This is a genomic window from Aquimarina gracilis, from assembly GCF_035285365.1.
Taxonomy (GTDB): Bacteria; Bacteroidota; Bacteroidia; order Flavobacteriales; family Flavobacteriaceae; genus Aquimarina; species Aquimarina gracilis.
Genome location: NZ_JAYKLX010000010.1, coordinates 1 through 25720, shown reverse-complemented (window position 1 = coordinate 25720; position 25720 = coordinate 1). Strand labels below are relative to the sequence as shown.

Here is a 25720-nt window from a genome sequence, read left to right as displayed (position 1 = left end):
TTAAGACTAAAAATAGTATATTTCACTTTGGCACTAGATTTGCCTTCCTCAAAATAGACAAAAAGTAAGTATGAAAAATTTTAAAATAATTTGCGTTAAGGTATGCATACTATTAGCACTGGTTGCTTTTACGCAATGTGCTAGCAGTCAAAAGATGAACAACACAACACCTGAAGGAGTTAAAAATGCATATTTCAAAAATTGGCATTCTGATAACGAAAGTGGTTTCACATTGTACATCCCTGTAGATCAAGAGATGTCAATTGCCCTAAAACATGCCTATTTCAAGCAGAAAAAGATAATGTTGGTAAAAGAAAATGATAAGGCACTATATACCGGAAAATATACCTATCCAAAAAAGGAAGGAGATATGGTAATGAGTGATGATCCTAAACAAGAATTTAAGAATAAGGTTCCCGCAGGAATAGAAAGAATACCCTTTAGACTTAAAGAGGGCGAATGTATTATTGTTTATTCAAAAGAAGGTACCGAAGGGCATTTCAGCATTGAAAATGTACCAGAACAATGATCATATAAGCAGGTCAAAAAGGAGTAAAAAGAATATCTACCGACTCTGGTGATAAAAAATTGTATTTTTACAATTACAAGCATACTACGAATTGAGCATTTTTCATAAACTATTTAAACAGACGTTTATCTATGGGTTAGCTACAGTGTTACCACGTATGCTATCCTTTCTTCTGGTTATAGTACATACAAAATATCTTGAAGGCCCAGTGTCTTATGGTCGTGTAACCATTCTTTTTTCATGGATTATAGTTTTTAATGTAATCCTTGCCTATGGGATGGAAACTTCTTTTTTTCGGTTTTTAAATCAAGAAAAGTATAAAAATACAGTAACGAGTACATCGGCAATATCTATAGTCATAACTACACTAATTTTTGGAGTTATGGCATTTTTGGGGCAAGATATGATTTCTTCCCTTATTGGTATCGAAAGAGAATTTTTACATTATGTAATCTTAATTTTGGTCCTTGATGCACTGGTTATTATTCCTTTTGCCGACCTAAGGGCCAAAGAAAGACCCATTAGGTATTCGATTATTAAGATAATAAATGTCGTTATATACGCGGGGCTTAACGTTTTTTCTCTAATTTTTTTACCAAAACTTTCTGAAGAAGTAAAGTGGCTTCAACCCATTTACTTTAATAATTTTGAAATTCAATATGTGTTTTTATCATTAGTTGTTGCCAGCGGAGTGACTTTGTTATTAATGCTGCCTTTTTATTTTAGGATCCCATATAAATTTGACAAAGAGCTTTGGAAAAAAATGATGCTTTACGGATCCCCTATTTTAATCTCTGGATTGGCATTTGCAATTAATGAGCATTTTGACAAGATATTACTAGAATGGATCTTGGGGAAAGAAAAAGGCTTATTTGACTCTGGGGCATATTCGGCATGTTATAAACTTGCTTTGTTTATGACGTTATTTGCTACGGCTTTTAGATTGGGGATAGAGCCCTTCTTTTTTAGTCATGCTGGCAATAAAAATGCTCCCAAGACATATGCGGCTATTACCCAGTATTTTGTGATTTTTGGGTCTTTGATTCTACTTGGGGTGGTCACTTTTTCAGATTTACTTAAAGAGTTTATGATTAAAAACCCTGAATATTGGGAAGCCATGGTAGTTGTGCCAATAATTCTGCTGGCAAACCTATGCCTGGGTATTTATCACAATCTATCGGTGTGGTACAAGATTACCGACAAAACCAAATTTGGAGCGTATATATCTATTATTGGCGCTATAATTACATTGGGGCTTAATTTTGCATTAATCCCTATGTATAGCTATTTGGGTTCTGCTATTGCTACCTTGGTGGCATACGGGTCTATGATGTTGTTGTCATGGTATTTTGGAAGAAAATACTATCCAATACCTTATAATCTAAAGAAAATAGGTCTTTATCTTATACTGTCCATAAGTTTCTCGGTAGTATCGTATTATATTTTTGACAGTAATTATATGATTTCGATCCCTTTGTTACTGCTGTTTTTAGTAATTTTGTACGCCTCTGAAAAAAGGGAATTAAAACAATTTTTAAAACGATAAATACTCATAAATTTTGAGTATCCATGTAACTATGCAAATAAAGATCATTAATAAGTCATCACACGATCTTCCTAATTATGAAACTATTGCTTCAGCAGGAATGGATCTTCGAGCTAATTTATTAGAGCCTGTAACTTTGGCACCTTTGGATCGTACAATTATCAAAACAGGTTTGTTTATTGAACTACCCGTTGGATATGAAGCACAAGTAAGACCAAGAAGTGGTTTGGCTGCAAAAAAAGGAATCACAGTCCTTAATGCTCCCGGAACTATTGATGCAGATTATAGAGGAGAAATAGGAGTAATCCTGGTAAATCTTTCCAACGATAGTTTTACTATAGAAAATGGAGAACGGGTGGCACAATTAGTAATTGCAAAACATGAACGAGCAGAATGGATTGAAGTTAACGAACTTTCTGAAACTTCTAGGGGCGAAGGAGGATTTGGAAGTACAGGAGTAAAGTAACTAGAGAATTTTGATAAACCAACGAAACGTTATATAAATCAATCAAAAACAAAAAACCAACATAGAATGAAAATTATTGTACCAATGGCAGGAAGAGGTTCGAGATTAAGACCTCATACACTTACTGTTCCCAAACCATTAATACCTGTTGCAGGAAAACCAATCGTACATAGATTGGTATCAGATATTGCCAAAGTTTTAGGTGAACCTATAGAAGAAATTGCTTTTGTATTAGGGGATCCAGCTTTTTTTGGTGATGACGTGGTAAAAAGTTTGACAATATTGGCAGAAAGCCTTGGTGCAAAAGCATCTATTTATAGACAAGATGAACCTTTGGGAACAGGTCATGCAATTATGTGTGCAAAAGATTCTTTATCGGGACCCGCAGTTATTGCCTATGCCGACACGTTGATTAGAGCAGACTTTAACCTTGATAAGGATGCGGATTCTGTAATTTGGGTAAAACAAGTTGATCACCCTGAAGCCTACGGAGTGGTAAAACTGAATGATAAAAATCAAATCGTTGAGTTGGTAGAAAAACCGAAGAAATTTGTTTCAGACAAAGCAGTAATTGGGATATATTATTTTAAGGATGTAGCCGTTTTGAAGAACGAATTACAATATGTTCTGGATAATGACATTATTAATGGAGGAGAGTACCAAATTAATGATGGGATTAAAAGAATGATGGCAGATGGAAAGATATTTGTAACCGGGCAGGTAGATGAATGGATGGATTGCGGAAACAAAAATGTAACTGTAGAAACAAATACAAGAATGTTAGGGTTTTTACAGGATGATGGAGAAGATTTGGTGAGTAAAAATATTACGCTGAATAACGCAACCATTATACCGCCATGTTATGTTGGAGAAAATGTAGTATTAACCAATACCACCATAGGACCAAATGTTTCGGTCGGTGAAGGGTGTAAAATCGAAAATTCTGAAATTAAAAATAGTTTAATACAGACCAAAACTGTCATAAAAAATGCTAACTTAGACAATGCTATGATAGGAAACAATGCCGTCTATGATGGTCATTTTAAAACAGTTAGTATAGGAGACTATTCTATTTTGGAATAATTTGTGAGGCAAAAAGAATGTTTTAATAGGTTTTATGAGTAAGTGCTGGAAATATATCTGTTTTTTATCCCTGTTCTTTGGGTTGGGCCAAACCATTGTCTTTTCTCAAGAAATAGAACCAAAACAAGACGTTAATATTGATGATTTGGGTGATGTTTCAGATGAATTTCAGGAAAACTTTTTCGAAGCCTTAAAACAAAAAGCCATCACCAACTATGACAAAGCAATTGAGGCATTGGATAAATGTATTGAAATTGACCCAAAGCCTAATTTTTTATATTCAGAGTTGGGAAAAAATTATTTGGCACTCAAAGTTTTTGAAAGAGCAGAATATTACTTTAAAAAGGTACTTGAAACCCAGCCCAACGATAAGTATGTACTCGAACTTTTGTATGAAGTCTATTTTCAACAACGCAAATACAAAGAATCGGTAGAAGTAGTCGAAAAATTGGTCGTTTATGATTCAATGTTCAAAGAACAATTAGCAAACCTATATTTTCTTGAACAACGATACGATGATGCCTTGGCGGTGCTGGACGAACTTAATGAAGAATACGGGGCAGATACCTATCGAGATCAGTTGCGTAAAAGAATCGCTTCCAAAATAACAAACCCAGATAGTCGAATTGCTATTTTACAAAAAAGAATAAAAGAAAACCCAAAGGTAGAGCAGAACTATCTCAACCTCATTTTTATTTATAGCCAAAATAACCAAAATGAGGAAGCTTATACTACGGCAAAACTGTTGCAGAAAAAAAATCCGAAATCCGAATTGGTACATCTGGCACTCTATAAATTCTACCTCGAAGAAGACAAAGTAGATCAGGCTATTAAATCAATGAAAATTGCTTTACAAAGTTCAAAAATAGATACAGAATCCAAGTATAAGATAGTTAACGATTTTTTACCATTCCTTAATAAAAATCCACAATATGAACCTCAATTAGGAGAAATCATGTCTTTGGTTTCAGGAGGACAAGACAATTCTAAAGTTTTTACAGAGCTAGGACATTTTTACTATAAAAAGGATAGTAAGGAACAAGCACTAAATTTTTATGAAAGAGGAATAAAAAGTAATGCCGGCGACTTTGGGCTTCTAAAAAGAATTTTACTTCTTCAATTAGACCTAAAACGATATGAAAAAGCCGAAATAGGAAGTCAACTTGCTTTAGAAATGTACCCCGCGCAGCCTATTTTTTATCTGGTAAATGGGGTTTCACTTATCAATCTCGAAAAAGCCAAAGAAGCGATAGAAATACTTTCTTTGGGGATTGACTATGTAATAGATGATCAAAAAATGGAGTCCGATTTTTATAAGCAAATAAGTATTGCTTATCAAAAATTGGGAGATACCACAAAAGCTTCAGAATATCAACAAAAAGCAATTCAGCTTCAGAAAAATCACAACGGTTAATGAACAGGATATTGTATCTACTTTTCTTTTCTTTGGTTTTATTGAGTTCGTGTAAAGGAACCAAAGCAACTACCGGAGTTAGAATAAAAAAATTAAGTGCCGAAAAAATTATTGCTAATCACTACAACAGGTCATTTAATTTTGAAACACTAAATGCTAGAGTAAAAGTAAAGTATGATGATGGAAAAAATTCATATAGTCCTACAGCAACTTTACGAATACAAAAAGACAAAACAATTTGGCTGAGCGTAAAAATGTTGGGTATAACGCTGGCCAAGGCATTAATTACTCCAGAAAAGGTGAGCTATTATGAAAAAATCGATAATACATATTTTGAAGGAGATTTTAAGGTTTTAAGTGAATGGTTAGGAACTGATGAACTTGATTATAACAAGGTACAGCAAATGTTAGTGGGTCAAGCTTTATTTAATTTAAGAGATGATAAGTATAAATCTTCAATTATAGAGCAAGGTTACCAATTACAACCTAAGACACAGGTGGCCCTATTTGAACGACTATTTTTGATTCATCCGAGTAGCTTTAAAATGGCCTCACAACAACTCAAACAACCTATAGAGAACAGAGATCTTACTATAGATTATCGCAGTTATCAAAAGGTAGGAAATCAAGATTTTCCTAAAGAAATAAGTATCAAAGCTAAACAAGGAGGTGCCAAAACGATAATCGGAATAGAATATCGAGCGGTAGACTACAATGCTCGAGTAAGTTTTCCGTTTAAAATACCATCAGGATATAAGGAGATTACCATTCAATGAGGTTTTTAAGAGCTATATATGTTATTGGATTATTGTTGATTTGCACACCGTCTTTTGCGCAAAGTGCAAAGCAACAGCAACTTGAAGCCGAACGACAACGACTTCGAGAAGAAATTGCCCAAATGAAAAAGTTGCGTGAGGATAATAAACTTAAAGAGCGTTCGGTACTTGACGAGGTAGAAACGATAAATTCTCAGATAAGTACACGCGAAAACCTGATAAAGATTACCAATCAACAGGCAAATTTACTTACCAGAGAGATTAACACCAATCTAAAAAAAATCGATACCTACCGTGAAGAGCTTAAGGTGCTTAAGGCGGATTATGCCAAAATGATCAAAAAATCATACAAAAGTAAGTCTCATCAAAGTAGAATCATGTTTTTACTTTCTTCTTCAGATTTTGCTCAGGCTTATAAGCGATTGCAATATATGAAGCAATACAATGAACATCGCAAAGAACAGGCAGAACGTATTGAGGGAAATACCTTGGAGCTTCAGAAATTAAATAAAGACTTATCCAAGCAAAAAGAAGATAAACAAACACTTATTGTAGAAAATCGCGAAGCCCAAGAAAAACTGAAAGAAGAGAAAAAAGAACAACAGGTTTTAATGGCTTCTATTCGGAAAAAACGAGGTGTATATACCAAACAGATTAAGAAAAAAGAAGAGCAGGCTAGTGCAATCGATAAAGCTATAGAAAAGTTAATCAGAGAAGCCATTGCCAAGGCCAATAGAAAAGCGGGCAAAAAAGTCACAAAAAAAGGATCTGCAACCACATTTGCCTTGACTGCCGAAGCCAAAATATTGGCAGATAACTTCACATCAAACAAAGGAAAACTCCCCTGGCCTGTGGGAACCGGTAGAGTTACCAAAAAATTTGGCCGTCAGCCTCATCCTACACTTCCTAACATACAAATTAATAGTAGTGGTGTCGAGATTGAAACTAGAAAAGGGGAGAAGGCACGAGCGATTTTTGAAGGTGAGGTAATTGCTATTCAAAAATTAAAAGGAGCCAGTCGTCTTGTACAAATAAGACATGGTAATTACATTACTACATATTATAATATAGAAAACATCACGGTTAAAGAAGGTCAAAAAGTAGCGACCAAAGAATCCATAGGTGAAGTTCGTGTAAACCCTACCACAGGAAGAGCGATCATGAAGTTCTTGATTTATCAAAATGCTAAAAGACTAAATCCGCAAACTTGGATTTATAGAATGTAATGACTATGTCAAAATAGCCGCTACAGGATACTCTTGTGTACCACAATATGTAAGCCTGATAAAAAGAATAATCGCCAGAATTAATCCGGTTAAAGTTATAATAAGTGATATGGTTGTTTTCTTAACTTTATACAATGTATATGATTTAGAATCATAATAAATATAAAGAAATAGAACGTATTTAATATTAGTTAAATAGACTTTAGGATATTTTTAAGCTTGCAGCAAGATTACACAAAAAGAGCTTTTAATTCGGTCGCATCATTGGGTTTCATTTTACCCGCAAGTACCAAACTAAGTTGTTTACGACGTAGTGCTGCATCGTAACGTTCCTTTTCTAAATCGGTTTCAGGAATAATAGGTGGAACCGGAACTGGATTCCCGGTTTCATTTACAGCGACAAAGGTATAAATGGCTTCATTGGCTTTAGTTTTATCTCCACTCTGGCGATCTTCTACCCAAACGTCAATATAAACCTCCATAGACGATGTAAATGCCCTTGAAACTTTTGCCTCTACAGTAACAACACTTCCCAAAGGAATGGCTCTATTAAATGCAACATGATTTACTGAGGCCGTAACTACAACTCTTCTGGAGTGTCTTCCTGCTGCAATTCCAGCCGCACGATCCATACGAGCTAATAATTCACCACCAAATAGATTATTTAAAGAATTTGTTTCTCCCGTCAATACAAAGTCGGTAAGTATTGCCAGAGATTCTGAGGGGTGTCTGCCTTCCATAAACTGTATAATTTTTGGCAAAGATAATCAGGTAAGAATAACTCTACACTATACTGTTGAATAAAAGTGCATTAGGCCAAAAAGTAACCCATTATGGATTTGACAGTTTTTTTGTTTGGAAATTGAAAATAACAGAATTAGATACAGTAAATCTTTAAAAAGAAGATACTGTTACATAGTTTTCTTTGAAAGATACTTTTTTGCCCTATAGTTCCTGCACCAATAACCAAGCTCTTGGGCTCTCTTCTTTTTTAATTTTTCGAAGTGCTTGAAGTGCTTCTATGCGATCAGAATAACTTTGATATACTACTTGGTGAAGACCGTACTTATTAACACCAATAAGCTTGGCGTCGAAACCTTGAGCTCTAAGGTTTTTTACTTTTTTATCGGCATTTGATGCTATTCTGAAGGCTCCCGCCACAATGTGATATTTTCCAGATACCATAGTAGATTCTTCATCAATATTGACAGAAGCTTCCTCTTCCTTGGCCAGGTTTAAATTAATTGCAGGTAATGGATTGCTGATTTCGAAAGTAGCTTCTTGAATTCTATTCTCGATTTCGGCATCGGCTTTAACCCACTCTTGATTATTAAAGCTCTTGGTGTTATTGCTAATTTGTTGTACACCAAAGAAACCTCCAACACCAATTAGAATAGCTGCAGCAGCAGCATATTGCAAATACGGACGTTCTTGACGTTTTTCGGGAGTAAAAGTTAAAGGAGCAACTTCTTCAATAGCTTCAACTTCCTCTTTGTACTCTTCTCTCTTTATAGAAACTTCACGTGTAATGGTTGGCGATACAAATGTATTTAACCCAAAGGCTTCGGTAAGATAATTTACTTCTTGCAATGGCTCAAATTGCAAGGTATTTTCAACTGAGGTAAAGAAAGAACCAATGCTTTCTAATTCAACACGTTTCCCTTGTGCGATTTTTTCATTAAGCGACAATACATAGCGCTGTATTTTGGCAACTGCATCGGTGTAAGAAATGTTTTCTGCGGTAGCCAAATAATTAGCTAGTAAACCATCATTATTTTTTAACTGACGATTAAAAGAAATTAACTTTTTAGGAGGTAAAAACGAATTGTTAGCTTCTTGGATCATTGCTGGTTGACGTCTCGTTAAGAAAGCACCAAAACCAGGTAAGATTACACATTCATATCTATATAATAATTCGCTTATGTATTTTGCAGTATTGTTCATTTACCCCTTCTAAAATATGCCGCTTGCGCAGTGTGTGGTTAGTTAAATCAAAGGTAAAAAAAAATGAAAGTCGTAAAAACAATCATAGGTTTATTTATCAACAGTTTTGATTTTTTTTGTTTCTTGTGCTGATATACAAAATATTACATGACCATCGAAAAACTTATAGCGTTACTAACTCTAAAGAAGACAGCAAATCTTGGTGATAGTTCTATCAAAAAATTAATTCGAGAAGTGGGCTCTGCTCAAGATGTTCTTAAAGAAAAAGCAAGTAATCTTCTTAAAATTGATGGAATAGGAACAACAAAAATTAAAGATTTACATAATCCTGATCATCAAAAGGCCGTAGAAAATGAACTAAAGTTTATTGAAGAAAATGGGATAAAGTATTGGGCCTATGATCAAACTGATTATCCTGAAAAATTGAAGCATTGTATCGATGGTCCAGTGGTATTGTTTGGTCGAGGAAATATTGACTTAAAAAATCAGAAAATAGTAAGCATTGTTGGTACCCGACAGGTAACTAGTTATGGTACTCAGTTTTGTGAAGAATTAATAGAAACTTTGGCACCAATCAATCCTGTTATTGTTTCTGGCTTTGCCTATGGGGTCGATATTACGGCACAACGTACTGCTGTAAAACATGGTTTGCAAACGGTAGGCTGCTTGGCCCATGGGCTTAATCAAATATATCCAAAATCCCATAAAAAGTATGTTTCGCAAATAGAAGAGAATGGTGGGTTTTTTACAGATTTTTGGAGTACAGATACTTTTGATCGCAAGAACTTTCTAGGACGTAATCGTATCATTGCTGGACTTAGTGAGGCAACGGTGGTAATAGAAAGTGCAAATAAAGGAGGATCTCTTGTTACTGCCGATATTGCAAATTCGTATAATCGTGAAGTATTTGCAGTACCTGGTAGAGCCAACGACCCTCTTAGCAAGGGTTGTAATATGTTAATCAAGACCCAAAGGGCACATATGCTTACCAGTGCGGCAGATCTGGTGTATATGCTTAATTGGGAACTAGAAGAAAAAGAAAAACCGGTTGTTCAAAAAAAGCTTTTTGTTGAGTTAGAAGGAGACGAAAAGAAGATTTACAATTTTTTAAATGATAATGGAAAGGAATTATTAGACACCATAGCTTTGCAATGCCAAATCCCCACTTTTAAAACGGCTTCGGTGCTATTAAATATGGAACTGAAAGGCGTGATTAAACCTTTACCAGGAAAGTTGTTTGAAGTTGTTTGATATTTTTATCTATAAAAAAATTGTTCTTTAATGATTTTGTTGTTGTCTACCTCATAAATAATAATTTCATCGATATGAATGTTATCATTATTTTTTAAAATAACATCGGTGATCATATGGATTATAAAGTGGTTCTTACTTATAAGAGGATCCGAAACTTCAAAATGATTCCACTGTTTTATATTGGCAAGAAATCTTTTCTCTTTGGTTGTCATTGCTTCTAAACCAAAAGTAGACCTTTCCTTATTAAATTCAGGTTCTAGGGATACAGCTTCAGAAGCAAATAATGTTTCCTGAGCTTCTAAAAATCTTTTTTGTCGTAATAATGTTACTAACTGATTCGCAATAGTATTTATCATGATTTGTTATTTTTAAAGTAATAGGGTTTCCAGGTAAGATTTCCAAAGATGATTCGCAACTTGTCTTTCCAGGACCTGCATTGTTGAACGTCCTTCCAAATATTTTTGTATTCAATAAAGTTTATAGTAATTGGATTATTCGAATTAATGTTTTTGGTTAATCCATACACCACTTTTTCTTCTTCTCTCTGAAAAGTTCCAAATAACTTATCCCAAATCATAAGAATACCACCATAGTTTTTATCGAGATATTTGCGATTAGAACCGTGGTGCACCCGATGTACTGAAGGTGTATTAAAAACCTCGTCAAGCCAACCTAATTTTACAATGCGTTCTGTATGGATCCAGGTTTGGTATTGTGCCACAAATACCAAAGATATAATTGCCTGAAAGGGGTTGAATCCAATTAATATCATAGGAATAAGAAAAATCCACTCGATAGCACTTTCTATAATACTCAAACGCATAGAAATAGTAAGGTTATAATCCTCAGAAGAGTGATGTACACTATGATTTGCCCATAAAATTCTATGTTCATGCTCGATACGATGCATCCAGTAATAGGTAAAATCGGCCACGAGCATACTTAGTACCCAAGTCCATCCATTCATAGGGATTTCCAAAGGAGTAAGATGATGAAATGGCAACAAGCAAATAAGACCAATAGAACCAAATACCGTTTTCTCGAGCAGTTGCCCAAGAAAAAAGATAACGATATTGGCTCCCGTATCTTTCCATCGCCTTTCTTTTGAGGTAAGTACATCCAGTAAAATTTCAAAAAGAATAAGTGAAATGTTAATGATAAAGAAGTAACCCACATAGGTTAAAATCTTTGAGGTTTCAAAAAGGGTAATAATTTCTTCTACGTTCATTCTAGTTTTATTTTTTATTTGGTAAGAAGTATAAAAACCAGAAGAACCACAATAGATTTAATAGGTCCCATAAGGCACCTTGCCCTTGAAAATAATCAATTGCAAATTGAAATTTATAGAAGCCAACAAAGCCAAAAACTCCCAAGTACCAATATTTTTGAAATGTAATATTGCTCATATTTCTGGTTTATGAGGCAAAAGTAATTTCAATACGGGCTGCTGTGTTTGTTAATTTTGGACAATCTGCTATTTAATAGGGATATAGATCTCGGTAAGTAATTCTTCTGGCGCAGTGTCTTCTTCATCGTTCAGAAAAAACTCTAGCGTTGGTTTATCTTCTAATTCCAGATCTATTTCTGATATCCAGTTAGAATAGATGTAATCATAAGTTAGTAACGAATCTTCATGACTGCCCCTATGAAGAAATTTAGCATATTTTTGAGAAGGTATAATTTTTGTTCTAAAAAGTCCTTTTGGTTTAAATTGTAAAGGAGATTCAATAACAATACCTGCGTTGTATCTGCAGTGTACTTGATCGGTAATCTCATTATCATCTAATATTTCGGCAAGAAATATGCTGTCATCATCTATCAATTCTTTTTTAAAGGCATACTTCATAAGCTTATTCCAGATCTTTTTTATAGCCTTAATATCTTCAAAAGATCCTTGATAGGTTAGATAAAGAATTTCAAGAGTGGGTAACTCCTCGATTTCAAATTCTAGTGAAGGTTTAAGGGCAGTTTCGCTTTCGGCTATGGCTTTTTGAATTATTTGTTGTTTGAGTTCTTGTGTTTCTCTAAAACGAGAAGGATTGCAATTAAATTGATTTTTGAAGGCTTTACTGAAAGCAGCTATATCGCTATAACCAACTTCAAAAGCGATGTCTGAAATGGTATTGTCTGAATATTTTAGATACTGGGCAGCTTTTTCTAGTTTGATTCTTTTTATGTATTTCCCGATAGTTTCGTGATGCAAGGCAAGAAAAATTCGGTTAATATTTCGGTAGGAGTAATACGAAACATCTTCTATATCCTTAATAGAGATGTCTTCTTTGAACTTTTGATCTAAAAATTCGACTAGGGTTTTATATCTTTCTATCTGTGTAGTATTACTCATAACCATTCCTTTTTTTGAAAGGTACAAATCAAGAAGCGTAGTACTATTGTCAATTTTGGACAATTTATTGGCACCGCCAAAGAGTATAATACCCCAAGGATCATTTACTTTAGAATCTCTTCTACAACCGGAAGCATTTTTTCTACCCACAAGTTATATTGATAACCGCTAGGATGTAAATTATCACTTGCCAGAGCATTTTCTGAAGCCCCAAGGTTTCTTGAAATTGTGGTGACATCAACAAAAACTACTTCAGTAGCAACGCACTGTTGTTTTATATAAGCGTTATAAGTATCCAACTCTTCGGCTATGGTTTGACTATTACTGGCGCCAAAAGGAGTAACCCCATAATCTGGAATTGAAATTACCATTACCTTTTTATTAGATTGCGCCAAATCGATAGCGATATCGAGCAGTGTATTGAACTCTTCTTGAAACTTTGAAAAACTGCCTCGTTGATATTGATTGTTTACGCCAATAAGTAAGGAGACCAAATCATGGTTTGATGGGGATTGTTCGTCTATGGCATTTAATAAATTACCGGTAGTCCATCCAGTTCTGGCAATAACCGTGAGAGTTTCTATTCTTTTTTTTGAAGCTTGGGTTGAAGACTTTAACTGAAAAGGCCAACTTTGATCCTGTTCGACACCTTGGCCAATAGTATACGAATCTCCTAGTGCCAGAAAAGAGAAGTTTTTTACCTGTTCATTTTCTTGTTCTCCTTCGGGTTTTTGTACCGGTGATTCATCATTCGAAGAACAACAGCAAAACAATACCAATATTACCGATAAGAAAATAAATACTTTTTGAGTCATATCGTAACGCTTTACTATTATATCATCGTTTCGAGATACTACTTAGTTCCCAATTGTTTCATAATTTCAGACAAAGCTCTATCAAGTTGCGGTTGATCGTCATCGAGGCGATGTTTGAAATTTTCTTTAACATAAATATCGGGTTGAACACCTGTTTTTTCCAGATTTTTGCCATCTAGTGTATAACAACCCCAAGAAGGCAAGCGATAATATGAGCCATCAACCAAACCTTTACTGGATGTAAAGATGATCCATCTATAGGTTTCGGTTCCAATTACTGTACCCAATCCTAATTGTTTGAAACCAGCAGAAGTCATTTCGGCATCACTTAAGGACTGCTCATTTATAAGTACAACGATAGGTTTGGCAGCTGGACTAAAATTAGGTTGTGATGTTACTTTACCCTCCCTATATTTCCATTGAAGATACGGTTTTTGAGATAAAAATTGTAGTACTTCATCATGAACATTACCTCCTGTATTATTTCTTAAATCCAAAATCAGAGCATCTCTTCTATAGGCTTCAGAAACCATTTCTTTTTTAAAGTTGTTTAATTCATTGCGTCCCATGTTTTTCATATGAACGTATGCCACTTTTTTATTGCTTTTTTGATCAACGTACATTTGATTATGATCTACCCATTCATCATATAACAACCCAGTGAATTTATTTGATTCGATAGGGTGAAGTTCTACCATAATTTTTTGCCCGTTACGATCTAGCGTTAATTGTATTTCTTTATCCATAGAAGGTTGAACAAAATAGGATTCCCTATTGTTTTTGAGGTCAATGCTTTGACCATTTACTGCAATGAGGCGATCTCCCGGTCTTATATTTTTATTGGCCACATCTGCAGGACTATCTTCTACGATTCTTTCAACGACATATGGGTCATTTTTTGTGAAGATGATTCCGGTAGATAGGGTATTGGTTTTATAGAACTTTTTTTCTTCTTCGCCAGTAGAACGAAATCCGAAATGAGAGGTATTTAATTCACCTAACATATCATTAAAAAGCAATCTTAAATGCGATCGATTTGTGATATAGGGTAGGTATGCTTTATATTTATTTTTTAGCTTTTTCCAGTCCTCACCATGAAAATCTCCATCATAAAAATTCTCTTCGAAACCTGCCCAGGCCTCTTCAAACATTTGATTAAATTCTTCAGATAATGACTTTCTAAACTTGAAATCAATTTCAATCATTTCAGTCTTATTACTTTCGATATTTAAGGTATGTATATTACCCCCTAGTAATACATAATGACTGTCTTTTCCTTTGGCAATTTGATAATCAAAGATTTCTTTATCATAAACTTTTTCGGTTTTGTTCTTTTCAAAGGGTTTTATGGTGGTTTTCCATAGTTTCATGTCTCCTTCATCATGATTAGAAAGGTAAAATACATAAGTTGTTTCTTCTTTTGAGATGATAATCGGGCCGCCTTGAAAACCAAATTCCGGACTAATGCGTTCAATTCGATCCATTAATCCTTTTTGGTTGATGGTAATAGGGACTTCTTTAGTCTTTGTTTCTTTTTTATCTTTTTTGTCATCCTCTTCGTCCTTTTCCTCAACAAACAATTCTTCAAATTTTGATGAGGTGTAGGGTTTTTCATATTTATCAAGTGCCATACGGTAAACATTGGCCTCTCTTAAACCATAGGGATAGCTTGGTTGCGTTAAGTTAGAGCTAAAGTATATATATTTACCATCGGGTGACCAAAACGGGCTATTTTCTGTTACTCCGGTCTCACTTAGGTGTACTACTTTTTTTGACGGTATGTGGTATGTGAAAATGTCGTTTTCGAAATCTCGAATCGCATTATAAACGATGTATTTTCCATTGGGTGAAAACTTGGGTTGTGGGGGATAAAGCGCCCAAAATTCATCTTTAACGGCCATGGTGCTTTTAAAACTTTTTAAATCTAGAAGGCGCAACTCATCTCTTCCACTAATATAAATGGCACGTGTTGAAGCGGTATCTATTTCTATGTTTACATTGTTTCTAGCATCTTTGGTAATTTGTTTTTCGCTTCCATTTCCCTCTGCAGAAACAGTAAATAGGTTTAAATAGCCGTTATAAGTTCTATTATACAATAAACTGCGATTGTTTTTTAACCATTTTACTTCAACGATACGTTCTTTAGGATCTGTAGGGATTTGACGGATAAACTTCCCTTTAACATCAGATACAAACAATCTTCCTCTTGATACAAATGCGATTTTTTTATTATCTGAAGAGACATCAAAGTAAGAGATTTTTTCTTTAACCTTGAAGTCCTGAGTTTTATTAAGCGTATTGTTACGATAAATAACCACGGGAACCTTTTTTGAAACATTCGAAGCCACATCGTATATGTAGATTTGATAATCTTTGCCAAAAACTATTTTGCTTCCATCGGCACTTACCTGTGGTCTATGGATAGAAGTCTTAAAAGTGGTAAGGGCAGTTTTTTGACCATTTTTAAAAGTATACAAATTATACTCTCCGTTGGCTTCGTCTGAAACAAAATAAAGAGTGCCCTTTTCGTCTAATGTGACCCAAAAATCTTTTCCTCTATACGAAGTATATTCTTTATATTCTTGGGAAGTTGGATTATAAGATTTGATATCGGGATTATAATCTCCTTTGTATCGTTTTCTATGTGCGAAATACTTGCTTTCCCAACTTTCATTAAAAAAAACTTCCCCAGAAATAGGATGAGCTACTACATTGTGAACGGTATTAAAATAATGAGGAAACAAACGGCTTGGGGTTCCTCCTGAAATGGATACGGTGTACCCAGAAAATCTATTTTCTCTTGATGAGGTAAAGTAAATGTTTCTTGAATCCCATGACCAACTATCTACGTCATCATCAGAGTCGTGGTAGGTAAGTTGCCTTATTTCTCCACCTTCAAAAGGCATGATATAAACATCTCTATTACCATATTGCGTTGCACTAAAAGATATCCATTTTCCGTCTGGAGAAACTCTTGGCAAGGTTTCGTTTCCTTGCATTCCTGTAATTCGCAATGCTTCTCCACCATCTGAAGGTACTTTCCATAAGTCACCATCATAGCTAAATATAATTGTTTTGCCATCTGGAGATAATGTTGGATCTGTGGTAAAAAAGGCTTCTTGTGCATAAATCGGGAACGTGAAAAGAATAAAAGTAAGGTAGGAAACCGAAATTAAGAGTGATTTGAACATGTAGTGCTTATTTGATTGAAGCAAGAAAGATACTAAACTTGCCCTATATCAATCTAAAAACAAAAAGTTAAAATACTAATTTCCAGCCTTATTTTTGATGATTTTCGGTCTCAAATGGTTTTAAATATAGTGTAGAATCAATTTAAGAGACGATAGTAATTGGTATAATATCGCATTTGAAAACAAAGTCTTAAAAACCTACTTTTTCATTTGCTCCAAAAATTCTCCCATTTTTTTATGAACCACCTGTATCGCTTTTAAGGGGCGAACCATAACTTTGATATCTTTCAGCTTACCTTGGTTGTCAAAAGTAAGCATATCTACTCCTTCTACAGTAACACCATCTATGATTGTGGTAAATTCCAAGATACTATGCTCGTTGTTTGTTACCTCGCGCACATATTTAAAATGCTCATTAGCAATAATACTAGCTGCTGCAGTAAGATAGATGCACACAATAGTCTTTCCTATTTGCGGGGTCCATACTACTGGAGAATGAAGAACGGCATCATCGGCAATAAGATCTCCTAATTGAGATACATTTCTTTGCGCTACAAATTGGTGCCACATTGCCAAACCTTCTTGATGAGTCATAAATATTTAGATTTACATTGATTGAAAATTACCAACTAAATAATCCCGGCACAAACTTTTAGTCTTAATATTTTTTTTACAGATGCGATTACCTGTTGATGATATTCGGGATCTTTTTTGATTTCGGCAAGAATAGAATTCATTGTCTTTCTTTCATCTTGCGGCATCAAAATCATATCACATCCTGCTTTTGAAGCCAAAAGGGGAGCATTATCCAAAATAGTAACAGCCTTCATAATATTCAAGGCGTCAGACACCACAATGCCTTCAAAACACATTCCGTCTTTAAGCAAATCGGTAATAATTCTTCGAGAACAACTAGAAGGTAAACCATCGGTTCCAAAAACATCATTATTTCTTACCGTGATATGGGCAACCATGATCGATAATACACCTTCGGCAATGATAGGCTTGTAATTGTCTACTTCCTGTAAAGGGCCATCGATGTAGACGCTTTGCTTATGAGTGTCTCCTTTTACCAACCCATGACCAGGAAAATGTTTTGCGGTTGCAATAATACCGCCTTCTTCTGTGCATTTAATAAAACGGTTGGCCAGATCGATTACAGAATCTTTATTGTTTCCGTAACTTCGGGATTTTATAGCCTCATTACCAGGACTAATGTCTAAAACTGGGGCAAAATTATGATGCACTCCAATTTCTTTCAGCTCTTTGTTAATGATATTCACCACAGAATCCGATCGCGAATGTGTTTTTATTTCAATGGTTTTACCAACATTTTGAGCTCCTTTAATTCTGCTGGCAAACAAACTTGGCTCTGCGTCCATACTGAAGATAAGAGGTAGCGTTTTCTTCTTTTCTGAAATAGTATTTAATTCATTGATCGTTTGCGTGTGCGTCTTTTTACTTCCTTTTAAAAAAACGACGCCACCAATAATATCATCCTCGGCCAATTTTTTGACAGTTGCTTCAGATTTACCCAATTCTCCTGTGCAACTTATGATCATCTGGGCTATTTTTTGCTGATCAGACAAAGCATTAAAAATCGAATCAACTTTATGATCCAAAGCGGGATTATCGGTATAAAAATCGTCTAAGCTAAATTTTGAATTTTGGGCAATTCCATTTGAAAAAACCAACAGCAAAAACAAAAAGGAAATATATTTCACACGTTTAAATTTCTTAATGTTCATTTCATATTTGGGTATATAATTCTTGTTAACACTCAATAGGTACACCGCTAAGCTGTCCCCATTCGCTCCAGGAACCATCATATATCGATACATTTTTGTAACCAGCAAGGTTAGCAGCCAACATGATAATGCAAGCGGTAATTCCTGATCCGCAAGTAAAGATCAGTTTTTTATTTTCAATATTAAAATCTGCAAGGATTTCTTTTAGGGTATCTATAGGCAGCATTTTACTATCTTTTAGCACTTGAGCATAATGTAAATTCATTGAATTCGGGATATGACCTCCTTTAAGATCATCTCTGGGTTCGGGTTCCTGTGCTGTAAACCTACCAGGAGATCGTGCATCTAGTATTAAAATATCTTTACGATGTATAGCACTAAGGATGTCTTCAGAATTTATTACCAATTTTGGATTATAAACAGCTCTAAAATTACCACTTGTATATTCAATTAGATTCGTTTCGTCTTCGCAAGGTAAATTTGCTTTTTGCCACTCTGGTAAACCACCGTCGAGCACAGCTACTTGTTGATGTCCCATGGCTTTGAACATCCACCATACTCTGGGACTTGAGTAAATGCCTAATTTATCATAGATTACGATTTTATGATTAGCATTAATCCCTAGTTTTCTACAGGCTTCTTCAAAGTCTTTTTCTGAAGGAAGCATATTGGGTAGATCGGTATTTTTATCAGAAAAAGACTTCTTAATATCAAAAAATCGAGAATTTTTTATCTTAATGTTGGAAGCGTTCTCGCCTGCTTTTGAAGTTACTTTTTTGATTGTGGCATCCAAAATGATCAAATCTGGGTGGTCAATGCGATCATAAAGCCAGGAAATAGTTACTAAAGGAGCGTTAATTTCAAAGTCTTTCATAATGCAGTGCTGTCTACGAATTGATTTCGAATTTGTCAAGTAATCTATTAGATCGATATTGTATTTTTTTCTTGAAATAACTACTTCCACCCATAACCTTTCCTTTCCAACCCATAGCTTGTGAAGCCCATTTCTTTAAACTAAAGTGATCTGTATGTTTTATGATTTTACCATCTTTGAACTCAAAGGAAGATTTTACTCTATTAAGAACAGGTCTTTTTCTTGAGCCGAAAGAATATCGAGCTTCCCAGTAGGCTGATCCTTTGTTTCCATCTATGGTAATATCCGAAAATCTAGCCGTAAGATCTTTTCCATTTTCACAAAGCCAATACCATACTTTCTTTGCTTTTTCTGCATCTAATTTTCCGAATATTGGATCTTCAAAAACAATATCGTCATGATAACAGGTCATCATCGCATCAACATCATGATTGTTTAATGCAGAATAAAAAGTTTCGATAAGTTCTTTCATACCTCATATTTTCTTGATTATGAAGTTATAAATTTATCAAGCATTCGATTGGTTTGTTGCATTAATTTTTTCTTAAAAAATAACGTGCCACCAAGCAATTTACCTTTCCAGCCAATAGCTTGCGACGCCCATCTATGTAAATTGAAATGATCGGTGTGTTTTATAATTTTCCCATCTTTAAATTCGAATTTTGCATCGATGACGTTGTGAACGCGTCTACCAGTTTGACTAAATGTATACCAAGCTTCCCAATGAGCAGATCCTGTTTGATCATTGGCTTGAACTTGAGAGAACTCTACTTTAAAATTTTGAGCACTTTTGCATAGCATGCGCCACATACCTTTGGCACGTTCACCTTCAAGTACACCAAATCCTGGGTCCTCAAAAACAATATCATTATGATAGCAGGACACCATTTTGTCGGCATCAAGTTCACTAAGCCCTGTATAAAATGCTTCAATAACGTTCTTCATAGCATATGATTGTAAAATAAGCGCTATGAAGATACGGATAATTAATCCAGTTTTTCGGCTAATTTTTTGAATACCTTTTTTGGATTTTTGTTTTCATATAAGATGTCATGAACAGCATCAATAATTGGAGTTCGTGTAGCGGCGGTGGCGTCCAATTCGTAGGCGGTTTTTGCGGCATAATACCCTTCGGCAACCATATTCATTTCCATTTGGGCACTTTTTACGGTATATCCCTTTCCGATCATATTACCAAACATTCTGTTACGCGAGAAAATTGAATATCCCGTAACGAGTAAATCTCCCAGATACGCCGAATTGTTGATATTACGTTTCATTTTGTGTACATGTTTGATGAAACGTTTCATTTCACGAATGGCGTTACTCATCAAAACACTCTGAAAATTATCTCCATATCCCAGACCATGTGCTATACCTGCAGCAACAGCATAAATGTTTTTAAGAACGGCTGCATATTCGGTACCAATGATGTCATCGCTAGTTTTACATTTGATATAATAACTACTTAAACGGTCTGCTATGATTTTTGCTTTTTCCTCGTCGTTTGAAGCAATTGTGAGGTAAGAGAGACGCTCTAATGCAACCTCTTCTGCATGACAAGGGCCTGTAATTACACCAATATTATTAAAAGGGATACCATACTGGTCATGAAAATGTTCTCCTACAATTAATCCCGTTTCTGGAACAATACCTTTAATGGCCGAAAAAATAACCTTATCCTTTAGAGAAGCAGTAAGTTTTTGCAATTCGCTGTGCAAGAAAGCCGAAGGAATTGCAAAAATTAAATAATCTGCATATTCGACTGCTTCATTAATATCGTTGGTAAGTTTTAGTTGTTCTAATTTAAATTCGACAGAACTTAAGTAATTAGGATTGTGTTGTTGTCTTTTTAAGTGTTCGAGGGCATATACACTTCGCATGTACCAGCCAATTTCGTCCAGGTTTTCGGTAAGCATTTTTACAATAGCGGTAGCCCAACTACCGCCACCAAGAACTGCAAATTTTAATTTTTTTTCCATTGAAAAGATTATGATTTCAAAAATAAGTAAAATACATTTCAAATTAAAATATTGATAATCAGATTATTGTAAGTTTGGCATGTGTTTTGGTTCTCATATTCGAAATTGAAAACACACAGCTTATGAAAACGCTTAAATTACTTTCGGTTATTTTATTCGGGTCTATGTTACTAACTTCTTGTGTAGCAGAAGTGGTAATTGAAGAAGATGTTTTTATTGATGAACCAGCACCAGGCATTAGCCTAAATGCATTGCTTAGTGATTACGAGATCTGGTATGTTGATATTGAACGTACTACAGGTAATGGAGAAGTGCCGTTTTTACAAAAAGCGTTTACGGTTTCTTTTAGAAACGGAACATTTTATGCCAACAACAATTTGGTAGGAATGGGAAGTAACGGAAATGGTTTCGGGCTGGATGTTGGATTTTATGATGCCTATAGAACAACAGTAGATATCGATCATGATATTGACGGAGTGTATCAACTTGCCGTAACGCAATTATCAAGTAATCAAATCGAATTATATGATGGTGTAACGAATACAAGTTATTATTTGATAGGACATCAAAGAAGTACTTTTGATTATGACCAAGTATTTTATGATAATATTCATTATTTCCTTCAAGAATATCGAGTTTGGGAAAAAGTATATACAAGCGAGTTTGGAGTATTAAATGAATTTGATAATGAGAACTATCTTAAGTTCGAATATTTTGGAGCAGGAGAAAACTTTATGAGTTCGCAAGATCAAAATGGACTTCCGATCAATGATATTTTTTATGATTATACTGGATATTATGAGGTAAATGATATCATTAACACTTTTGATAGGAAAACTTTAACACTTAGTTACGATTACTTGGGCAATGAATTCTTTGAATTGACCGTTATAAATGACAGTAAAATAGAATTGTTTCATCCTTCTTCTGAAACGGTTTACGAATTCGTAGGAAGAGGACGTATACAATTCAAGAGTTCTGAGAATGGTAAGCCTACTCAGAATGAAACTAAACGATATAAAAAAGCCGATTTCTTAAAGCTTAAAAGTAAAAAGTAAGGATCGCGCTAAACAATACTTAACTTTTTGGTTGGTTATTTAGTTGGGAATCGCTCTACAAGAGAAATCTTGTTGGGGCGATTTCTTTTTAATGAGACTCTTGGTTTATGAATAAGGGGGATTTTCATATCCCTTACCTTGGTAATTTCACACAAGGCTTATGTGTGGAATATTTTTTATGGACTTGATTTTTATTCGAAAACATCCATCCATATTGATGTACTTACGGTAGCCCAGAGGAAGAGGAAACCAATATGTGGTCAAAAAGAATTCATTAAAAACTTCGCTTGACTCGATAATCGAGATTTAAATGCTCCGAGACTTACCTCGATTTTTTAAATACTTTCCTAACGAATGCCTCGTAGGCTTCCTCCGGGGTAGTTGACTGCTCAAAACTTTGTAGCAGTTTAATAAACTATTCCTCGATCTCAACAGGCTTAGTAGCTGTAGATTTTTTAAAAAGTACATTCTTAAATCGTTATCATGGTCTTAATACTTTGTGCTCTATACTAACTTCTAGTTTTCTTTATCCCTGAAAGATCTGGTATCATCCCGTTTTTAACGGGGTTGGGCACCAATTATTGGATATTATTCTTATATAATTAAGATTTGTATTAATCAATATTCAAAAGTTTATAAAAGTAAATCTATCATGAAAAATCTAAAACAATTACAACTAATAATGCCTGCCATCTTTATGGTATTGGCGAGCCTTACCACATATGGCCAAAATGCAGGGGACCAATTTACCGTAGGGGACCAATTTACCGTTGATGACATCAAATACAAAATTACCACTATTCCTGACTATGCTAATCCCAATGACTCTTTATTTTTTCTTCCAGGCAGAGTAGAGGTCGTAGATTATAGCGGTGTCAGAGAAGAGATGACTATCCCCGCAAAGGTTAACAACAAAGATCATGATTTCATGGTGACCAGTATCGGAGATGATGCTTTTCGTAAAGACCAAGGTAATAGCCTATTGACCGGTGTTTATATCCCCCACAGGGTGACCCGTATTGGGGAAAGTGCTTTTCGTGATCACAATTTAACCGAGGTGGTCATACCCAATGCGGTGAAAAGTATCGGAGCTTCTGCTTTTCAAGACAACCCGCTGGAGACCGTGATTGCAAGGTCTTACAATCGTCCATTGCTGGTTAACGCAAATGTCTTTAGTAATCGTAGTCAAATAAAACTTTTAGTGCCCGCAGACAGGTCCGATCATTATTCGAATAATGGGTGGGACGGGTTCAGCTCCATCGACCCCGGCACCTTTACCGATACCGATGATGGCATCACATACGCAATTACCTCTATCTCTCAAAACGAAGTTGAGATCGCAGACTATGATGCCAGTTCCGGAAAAGAGGTGACCATCCCCGAAACGGTGGATCATGGCACGAACACTTACACGGTGACCGCTATTGGCTATAGAGCTTTTTACAATAAGCAATTGACCAAGTTGGTCTTCTCCGGTGAGAGTAATGTGACCCATATCAGAGAAGATGCATTTTATGAAAACCAATTGACAGGTAATCTGGAGATTCCAGAAAGTGTGGAAAGTATCGGGCAAAGGGCATTTGGAACTAATTTAGGGATAAGCAGTGTTAACATTCCAGAAAATATCACCAGAATTGAGCGGTGGACCTTTGCCCAATGCAATTTACAAGACCTGACCATACCAGTCAATATGGAATATATTGGTTTTCAGGCCTTTTATGGACTCGATCCCTTCAATTCTAGATTGAGGACTGTGAGGTGCGAGCGCAATCCCCCACCAGAAATTGATAAAACGGCCTTTGATACTCCAAGCGGACCGCACTTCCGAAGCATGGATCTTTTGGTGTCTTTGACCGCTATACAAGCTTATGAAGATGCAGGCTGGAAGGAGGACTTTGGTTTTGTGACCATCACCGCCGGAATCACTACCATTGATGGCATTAAATACGGAATTATTGACACTCCAAACGAGGCAACGCTGATTCAGAATACTGGTAATCCATATAATTTAACCATTCCTTCAACGGTGGATATTGACGGGGTCACCTGCGATGTGACCGCTATAGGTGATAAAGCTCTTCCAGATGTTGGCACGCTACCGCTGCTAACACTTATCATACCGGAGACTATGAAAAGTATTGGAGCCGAGGCCTTTTATAACTCAAGCCTTAAACAGGTGATGGTGCAGGCCAATGATCCACCAGCGCTCGATTCAACTGCCTTTGAGTACCCACACCGTACCGAAATAGACCTGATAGTGCCCGAGGGCAGGGAGCAAGCTTATAAAGATGCAGGGTGGACGGGTTTCAGGGACATCTTTTCGCTCATAGGGCAGCTACATCGCGATAGTCGTGGCTGGACTTGGGAAGTCACATCGCTAATCCCCAATGAAGTAAGTCTCGTGGGGTACCCTTATGGAGGTGGTGACGTGGAAATTCCCTCAGAAATCGGATACCTCGCAAACAGCGAGCTTGACAATATGTATACGGTCACGTCTATTGGGAAGGACGCTTTTAAGGGGAAGGGATTGACTAGTGTTCTTATACCCACAACGGTGGACAGTATTGCGGTCGGTACTTTTCAAGATAATCAATTGACGAGTATTGAGATACCCGATGCTGTGACCTATATAGGATCAAGTGCTTTTGGCAATAACAATTTAAATGGGGAGGTGACCATACCCGACAAAGTGACCAGTATTGGGGATTTTGCTTTTGCCCATAACAATTTGGAAAAAGTGACCATACCGAACGGTGTGACCGATATTGGGGATTCTGCTTTTAGGGACAACCAATTGACCAGTATAACCACCCCGAGTAATGTGAATAGAATTAGAAGTTGGACCTATGCCTCCAACCAATTGACAGAGGTGACCATATCTGACAGTGTGACGAATATAGACTTGTATGCTTTTTTGGACAACCCCGATCTTCACTTTGTCACGGTGGAGGCCAAGACTCCCCCAAACCTTCATAAAGATGCCTTTTCAAATGCATACCGAGACCAAATAGATCTTGTGGTACCTACAGACACCAAACAGACTTACTTAGATAATGGGTGGGACGGATTCAGATCCATCAGTTACGGAATCTTTACGGTTGATAACATCAAATATGCAATTACTTCGGTTGGTGAAGTAATGGCGGTGGACTATACCGGGATGGCCACAGAGATCACAATGCCAGAAACGGTGAACAATGGTACGAACATCTACACGGTGACCACTATCGTAGAAGGTGCTTTTCAAAATAAGGAACTGACCAGTATCGAAATTCCTACCAGTGTCACCAGCATCGGGCAAAGGGCTTTTAGTGATAACAAATTGACAGCGGTTACCATACCCGGCAGTGTGGAACGTATAGATAGCCATGCTTTTTATAACAATCCAGACCTTGTCTTGGTGACAGTAGAGGCCAATGATCCGCCAGTGCTCCATGCAACGGCCTTTGCTAATGCAAACCGCCACCAAA

At 35.8% G+C, this 25720-nt stretch carries 24 protein-coding genes and 1 pseudogene; 11 read left to right on the top strand and 14 right to left on the bottom strand.

Annotation, left to right across the window (positions count from 1 at the left end; translation table 11 throughout):
- Nucleotides 1–70 precede the first annotated feature (70 nt).
- The 7 genes from U6A24_RS19695 to U6A24_RS19665 all read left to right on the top strand — a co-directional run bounded on the left by U6A24_RS19695 (nt 71) and on the right by U6A24_RS19665 (nt 7040).
- Nucleotides 71–529 (top strand): hypothetical protein, encoded by a 459-nt coding sequence (locus U6A24_RS19695; protein WP_324181734.1) that lies wholly within the window; start codon nt 71–73, stop codon nt 527–529.
- Nucleotides 530–620: 91 nt separating this feature from the next.
- The gene (locus U6A24_RS19690) at nt 621–2075 is read left to right on the top strand and encodes a lipopolysaccharide biosynthesis protein (protein ID WP_324181733.1); all 1455 of its coding nucleotides are present in this window, start codon (nt 621–623) and stop codon (nt 2073–2075) included.
- Between the two features lie 31 nt (nt 2076–2106).
- On the top strand, nt 2107–2541 hold the full coding sequence (gene dut / locus U6A24_RS19685; protein ID WP_324181732.1) for a dUTP diphosphatase: 435 nt from the start codon (nt 2107–2109) through the stop codon (nt 2539–2541).
- A 66-nt stretch (nt 2542–2607) separates the two neighbouring features.
- The gene (locus U6A24_RS19680; protein ID WP_324181731.1) at nt 2608–3624 is read left to right on the top strand and encodes a sugar phosphate nucleotidyltransferase; all 1017 of its coding nucleotides are present in this window, start codon (nt 2608–2610) and stop codon (nt 3622–3624) included.
- A gap of 34 nt (nt 3625–3658) precedes the next feature.
- The gene (locus tag U6A24_RS19675; RefSeq protein ID WP_324181730.1) at nt 3659–5038 is read left to right on the top strand and encodes a tetratricopeptide repeat protein; all 1380 of its coding nucleotides are present in this window, start codon (nt 3659–3661) and stop codon (nt 5036–5038) included.
- Nucleotides 5038–5814, top strand: coding sequence for a DUF4292 domain-containing protein (locus tag U6A24_RS19670; RefSeq protein WP_324181729.1), 777 nt, complete (start codon nt 5038–5040; stop codon nt 5812–5814). Before U6A24_RS19675 ends, U6A24_RS19670 begins: the two co-directional genes overlap by 1 nt.
- Nucleotides 5811–7040 (top strand): murein hydrolase activator EnvC family protein, encoded by a 1230-nt coding sequence (locus tag U6A24_RS19665; protein WP_324181728.1) that lies wholly within the window; start codon nt 5811–5813, stop codon nt 7038–7040. Before U6A24_RS19670 ends, U6A24_RS19665 begins: the two co-directional genes overlap by 4 nt.
- Before the next feature lie 230 nt (nt 7041–7270).
- Here the strand turns inward: U6A24_RS19665 and U6A24_RS19660 are convergent, their stop codons facing one another.
- Both U6A24_RS19660 and U6A24_RS19655 read right to left on the bottom strand, forming a co-directional pair.
- Nucleotides 7271–7780 (bottom strand): acyl-CoA thioesterase, encoded by a 510-nt coding sequence (locus U6A24_RS19660; RefSeq protein WP_324181727.1) that lies wholly within the window; start codon nt 7778–7780, stop codon nt 7271–7273.
- 205 nt (nt 7781–7985) lie between these two features.
- Entirely contained in the window at nt 7986–8984 is a 999-nt protein-coding gene (locus tag U6A24_RS19655; protein WP_324181726.1) for an HU domain-containing protein, read from the bottom strand.
- Nucleotides 8985–9131: 147 nt separating this feature from the next.
- Here U6A24_RS19655 and dprA point away from each other — a divergent pair, with 147 nt between their 5' ends.
- A complete protein-coding gene (dprA, locus tag U6A24_RS19650) occupies nt 9132–10235 on the top strand; it encodes a DNA-processing protein DprA (RefSeq protein ID WP_324181725.1) in 1104 nt (367 codons plus the stop codon).
- A 5-nt stretch (nt 10236–10240) separates the two neighbouring features.
- On the opposite strand, the gene U6A24_RS19645 is transcribed toward dprA, so the two are convergent.
- The 12 genes from U6A24_RS19645 to U6A24_RS19590 all read right to left on the bottom strand — a co-directional run bounded on the left by U6A24_RS19645 (nt 10241) and on the right by U6A24_RS19590 (nt 21192).
- A complete protein-coding gene (locus U6A24_RS19645) occupies nt 10241–10594 on the bottom strand; it encodes a SnoaL-like domain-containing protein (protein WP_324181724.1) in 354 nt (117 codons plus the stop codon).
- Nucleotides 10591–11466 (bottom strand): sterol desaturase family protein, encoded by an 876-nt coding sequence (locus tag U6A24_RS19640; RefSeq protein ID WP_324181723.1) that lies wholly within the window; start codon nt 11464–11466, stop codon nt 10591–10593. Before U6A24_RS19640 ends, U6A24_RS19645 begins: the two co-directional genes overlap by 4 nt.
- Before the next feature lie 7 nt (nt 11467–11473).
- Entirely contained in the window at nt 11474–11644 is a 171-nt protein-coding gene (locus U6A24_RS19635) for a hypothetical protein (protein WP_324181722.1), read from the bottom strand.
- Nucleotides 11645–11712: 68 nt separating this feature from the next.
- On the bottom strand, nt 11713–12732 hold the full coding sequence (locus U6A24_RS19630) for an AraC family transcriptional regulator (RefSeq protein WP_324181721.1): 1020 nt from the start codon (nt 12730–12732) through the stop codon (nt 11713–11715).
- The gene (locus U6A24_RS19625) at nt 12687–13397 is read right to left on the bottom strand and encodes an SGNH/GDSL hydrolase family protein (protein ID WP_324181720.1); all 711 of its coding nucleotides are present in this window, start codon (nt 13395–13397) and stop codon (nt 12687–12689) included. The genes U6A24_RS19630 and U6A24_RS19625 overlap by 46 nt, the downstream gene beginning before the upstream one ends.
- A gap of 38 nt (nt 13398–13435) precedes the next feature.
- Nucleotides 13436–16588: a S41 family peptidase gene (locus tag U6A24_RS19620; RefSeq protein ID WP_324181719.1), complete on the bottom strand. Its 3153-nt coding sequence runs from the start codon at nt 16586–16588 to the stop codon at nt 13436–13438.
- Nucleotides 16589–16786: 198 nt separating this feature from the next.
- On the bottom strand, nt 16787–17182 hold the full coding sequence (locus U6A24_RS19615; protein ID WP_324181718.1) for a nuclear transport factor 2 family protein: 396 nt from the start codon (nt 17180–17182) through the stop codon (nt 16787–16789).
- 35 nt (nt 17183–17217) lie between these two features.
- Entirely contained in the window at nt 17218–18336 is a 1119-nt protein-coding gene (locus U6A24_RS19610; protein WP_324181717.1) for a glycoside hydrolase family 3 N-terminal domain-containing protein, read from the bottom strand.
- A 25-nt stretch (nt 18337–18361) separates the two neighbouring features.
- Complete coding sequence (locus tag U6A24_RS19605; protein WP_324181716.1) at nt 18362–19210, bottom strand: sulfurtransferase; 849 nt, start codon at nt 19208–19210, stop codon at nt 18362–18364.
- 13 nt (nt 19211–19223) lie between these two features.
- Entirely contained in the window at nt 19224–19682 is a 459-nt protein-coding gene (locus tag U6A24_RS19600) for a nuclear transport factor 2 family protein (RefSeq protein WP_324181715.1), read from the bottom strand.
- 17 nt (nt 19683–19699) lie between these two features.
- A complete protein-coding gene (locus U6A24_RS19595) occupies nt 19700–20155 on the bottom strand; it encodes a nuclear transport factor 2 family protein (protein WP_324181714.1) in 456 nt (151 codons plus the stop codon).
- 41 nt (nt 20156–20196) lie between these two features.
- Nucleotides 20197–21192: an NAD(P)H-dependent glycerol-3-phosphate dehydrogenase gene (locus U6A24_RS19590; protein ID WP_324181713.1), complete on the bottom strand. Its 996-nt coding sequence runs from the start codon at nt 21190–21192 to the stop codon at nt 20197–20199.
- 122 nt (nt 21193–21314) lie between these two features.
- On the opposite strand from U6A24_RS19590, the gene U6A24_RS19585 reads away from it, so the two are divergent.
- The 3 genes and pseudogenes from U6A24_RS19585 to U6A24_RS19580 all read left to right on the top strand — a co-directional run.
- Entirely contained in the window at nt 21315–22250 is a 936-nt protein-coding gene (locus tag U6A24_RS19585) for a nicotinic acid mononucleotide adenyltransferase (RefSeq protein ID WP_324181712.1), read from the top strand.
- 652 nt (nt 22251–22902) lie between these two features.
- Nucleotides 22903–23961, top strand: a pseudogene (locus tag U6A24_RS23230) (leucine-rich repeat protein); the annotation flags it as partial.
- A gap of 42 nt (nt 23962–24003) precedes the next feature.
- The coding region (locus U6A24_RS19580) for a leucine-rich repeat domain-containing protein (protein WP_324181711.1) at nt 24004–25720 on the top strand (1717 nt) is incomplete at its 3' end.

Bases quoted from the DNA above. Each gene is read 5' to 3' on its own strand.
- U6A24_RS19585 (WP_324181712.1), top strand. From the start codon at position 21,315: ATGAAAACGCTTAAATTACTTTCGGTTATTTTATTCGGGTCTATGTTA.
- U6A24_RS19675 (WP_324181730.1), top strand. From the start codon at position 3,659: ATGAGTAAGTGCTGGAAATATATCTGTTTTTTATCCCTGTTCTTTGGG.
- dut (WP_324181732.1), top strand. From the start codon at position 2,107: ATGCAAATAAAGATCATTAATAAGTCATCACACGATCTTCCTAATTAT.
- U6A24_RS19680 (WP_324181731.1), top strand. From the start codon at position 2,608: ATGAAAATTATTGTACCAATGGCAGGAAGAGGTTCGAGATTAAGACCT.
- U6A24_RS19670 (WP_324181729.1), top strand. From the start codon at position 5,038: ATGAACAGGATATTGTATCTACTTTTCTTTTCTTTGGTTTTATTGAGT.
- U6A24_RS19605 (WP_324181716.1), bottom strand. From the start codon at position 19,210: ATGAAAGACTTTGAAATTAACGCTCCTTTAGTAACTATTTCCTGGCTT.
- U6A24_RS19590 (WP_324181713.1), bottom strand. From the start codon at position 21,192: ATGGAAAAAAAATTAAAATTTGCAGTTCTTGGTGGCGGTAGTTGGGCT.
- U6A24_RS19595 (WP_324181714.1), bottom strand. From the start codon at position 20,155: ATGAAGAACGTTATTGAAGCATTTTATACAGGGCTTAGTGAACTTGAT.
- U6A24_RS19665 (WP_324181728.1), top strand. From the start codon at position 5,811: ATGAGGTTTTTAAGAGCTATATATGTTATTGGATTATTGTTGATTTGC.
- U6A24_RS19635 (WP_324181722.1), bottom strand. From the start codon at position 11,644: ATGAGCAATATTACATTTCAAAAATATTGGTACTTGGGAGTTTTTGGC.
- U6A24_RS19645 (WP_324181724.1), bottom strand. From the start codon at position 10,594: ATGATAAATACTATTGCGAATCAGTTAGTAACATTATTACGACAAAAA.
- U6A24_RS19615 (WP_324181718.1), bottom strand. From the start codon at position 17,182: ATGACTCATCAAGAAGGTTTGGCAATGTGGCACCAATTTGTAGCGCAA.
- U6A24_RS19640 (WP_324181723.1), bottom strand. From the start codon at position 11,466: ATGAACGTAGAAGAAATTATTACCCTTTTTGAAACCTCAAAGATTTTA.
- U6A24_RS19695 (WP_324181734.1), top strand. From the start codon at position 71: ATGAAAAATTTTAAAATAATTTGCGTTAAGGTATGCATACTATTAGCA.
- U6A24_RS19660 (WP_324181727.1), bottom strand. From the start codon at position 7,780: ATGGAAGGCAGACACCCCTCAGAATCTCTGGCAATACTTACCGACTTT.
- U6A24_RS19600 (WP_324181715.1), bottom strand. From the start codon at position 19,682: ATGAAAGAACTTATCGAAACTTTTTATTCTGCATTAAACAATCATGAT.
- U6A24_RS19610 (WP_324181717.1), bottom strand. From the start codon at position 18,336: ATGAACATTAAGAAATTTAAACGTGTGAAATATATTTCCTTTTTGTTT.
- U6A24_RS19655 (WP_324181726.1), bottom strand. From the start codon at position 8,984: ATGAACAATACTGCAAAATACATAAGCGAATTATTATATAGATATGAA.
- U6A24_RS19625 (WP_324181720.1), bottom strand. From the start codon at position 13,397: ATGACTCAAAAAGTATTTATTTTCTTATCGGTAATATTGGTATTGTTT.
- dprA (WP_324181725.1), top strand. From the start codon at position 9,132: ATGACCATCGAAAAACTTATAGCGTTACTAACTCTAAAGAAGACAGCA.
- U6A24_RS19620 (WP_324181719.1), bottom strand. From the start codon at position 16,588: ATGTTCAAATCACTCTTAATTTCGGTTTCCTACCTTACTTTTATTCTT.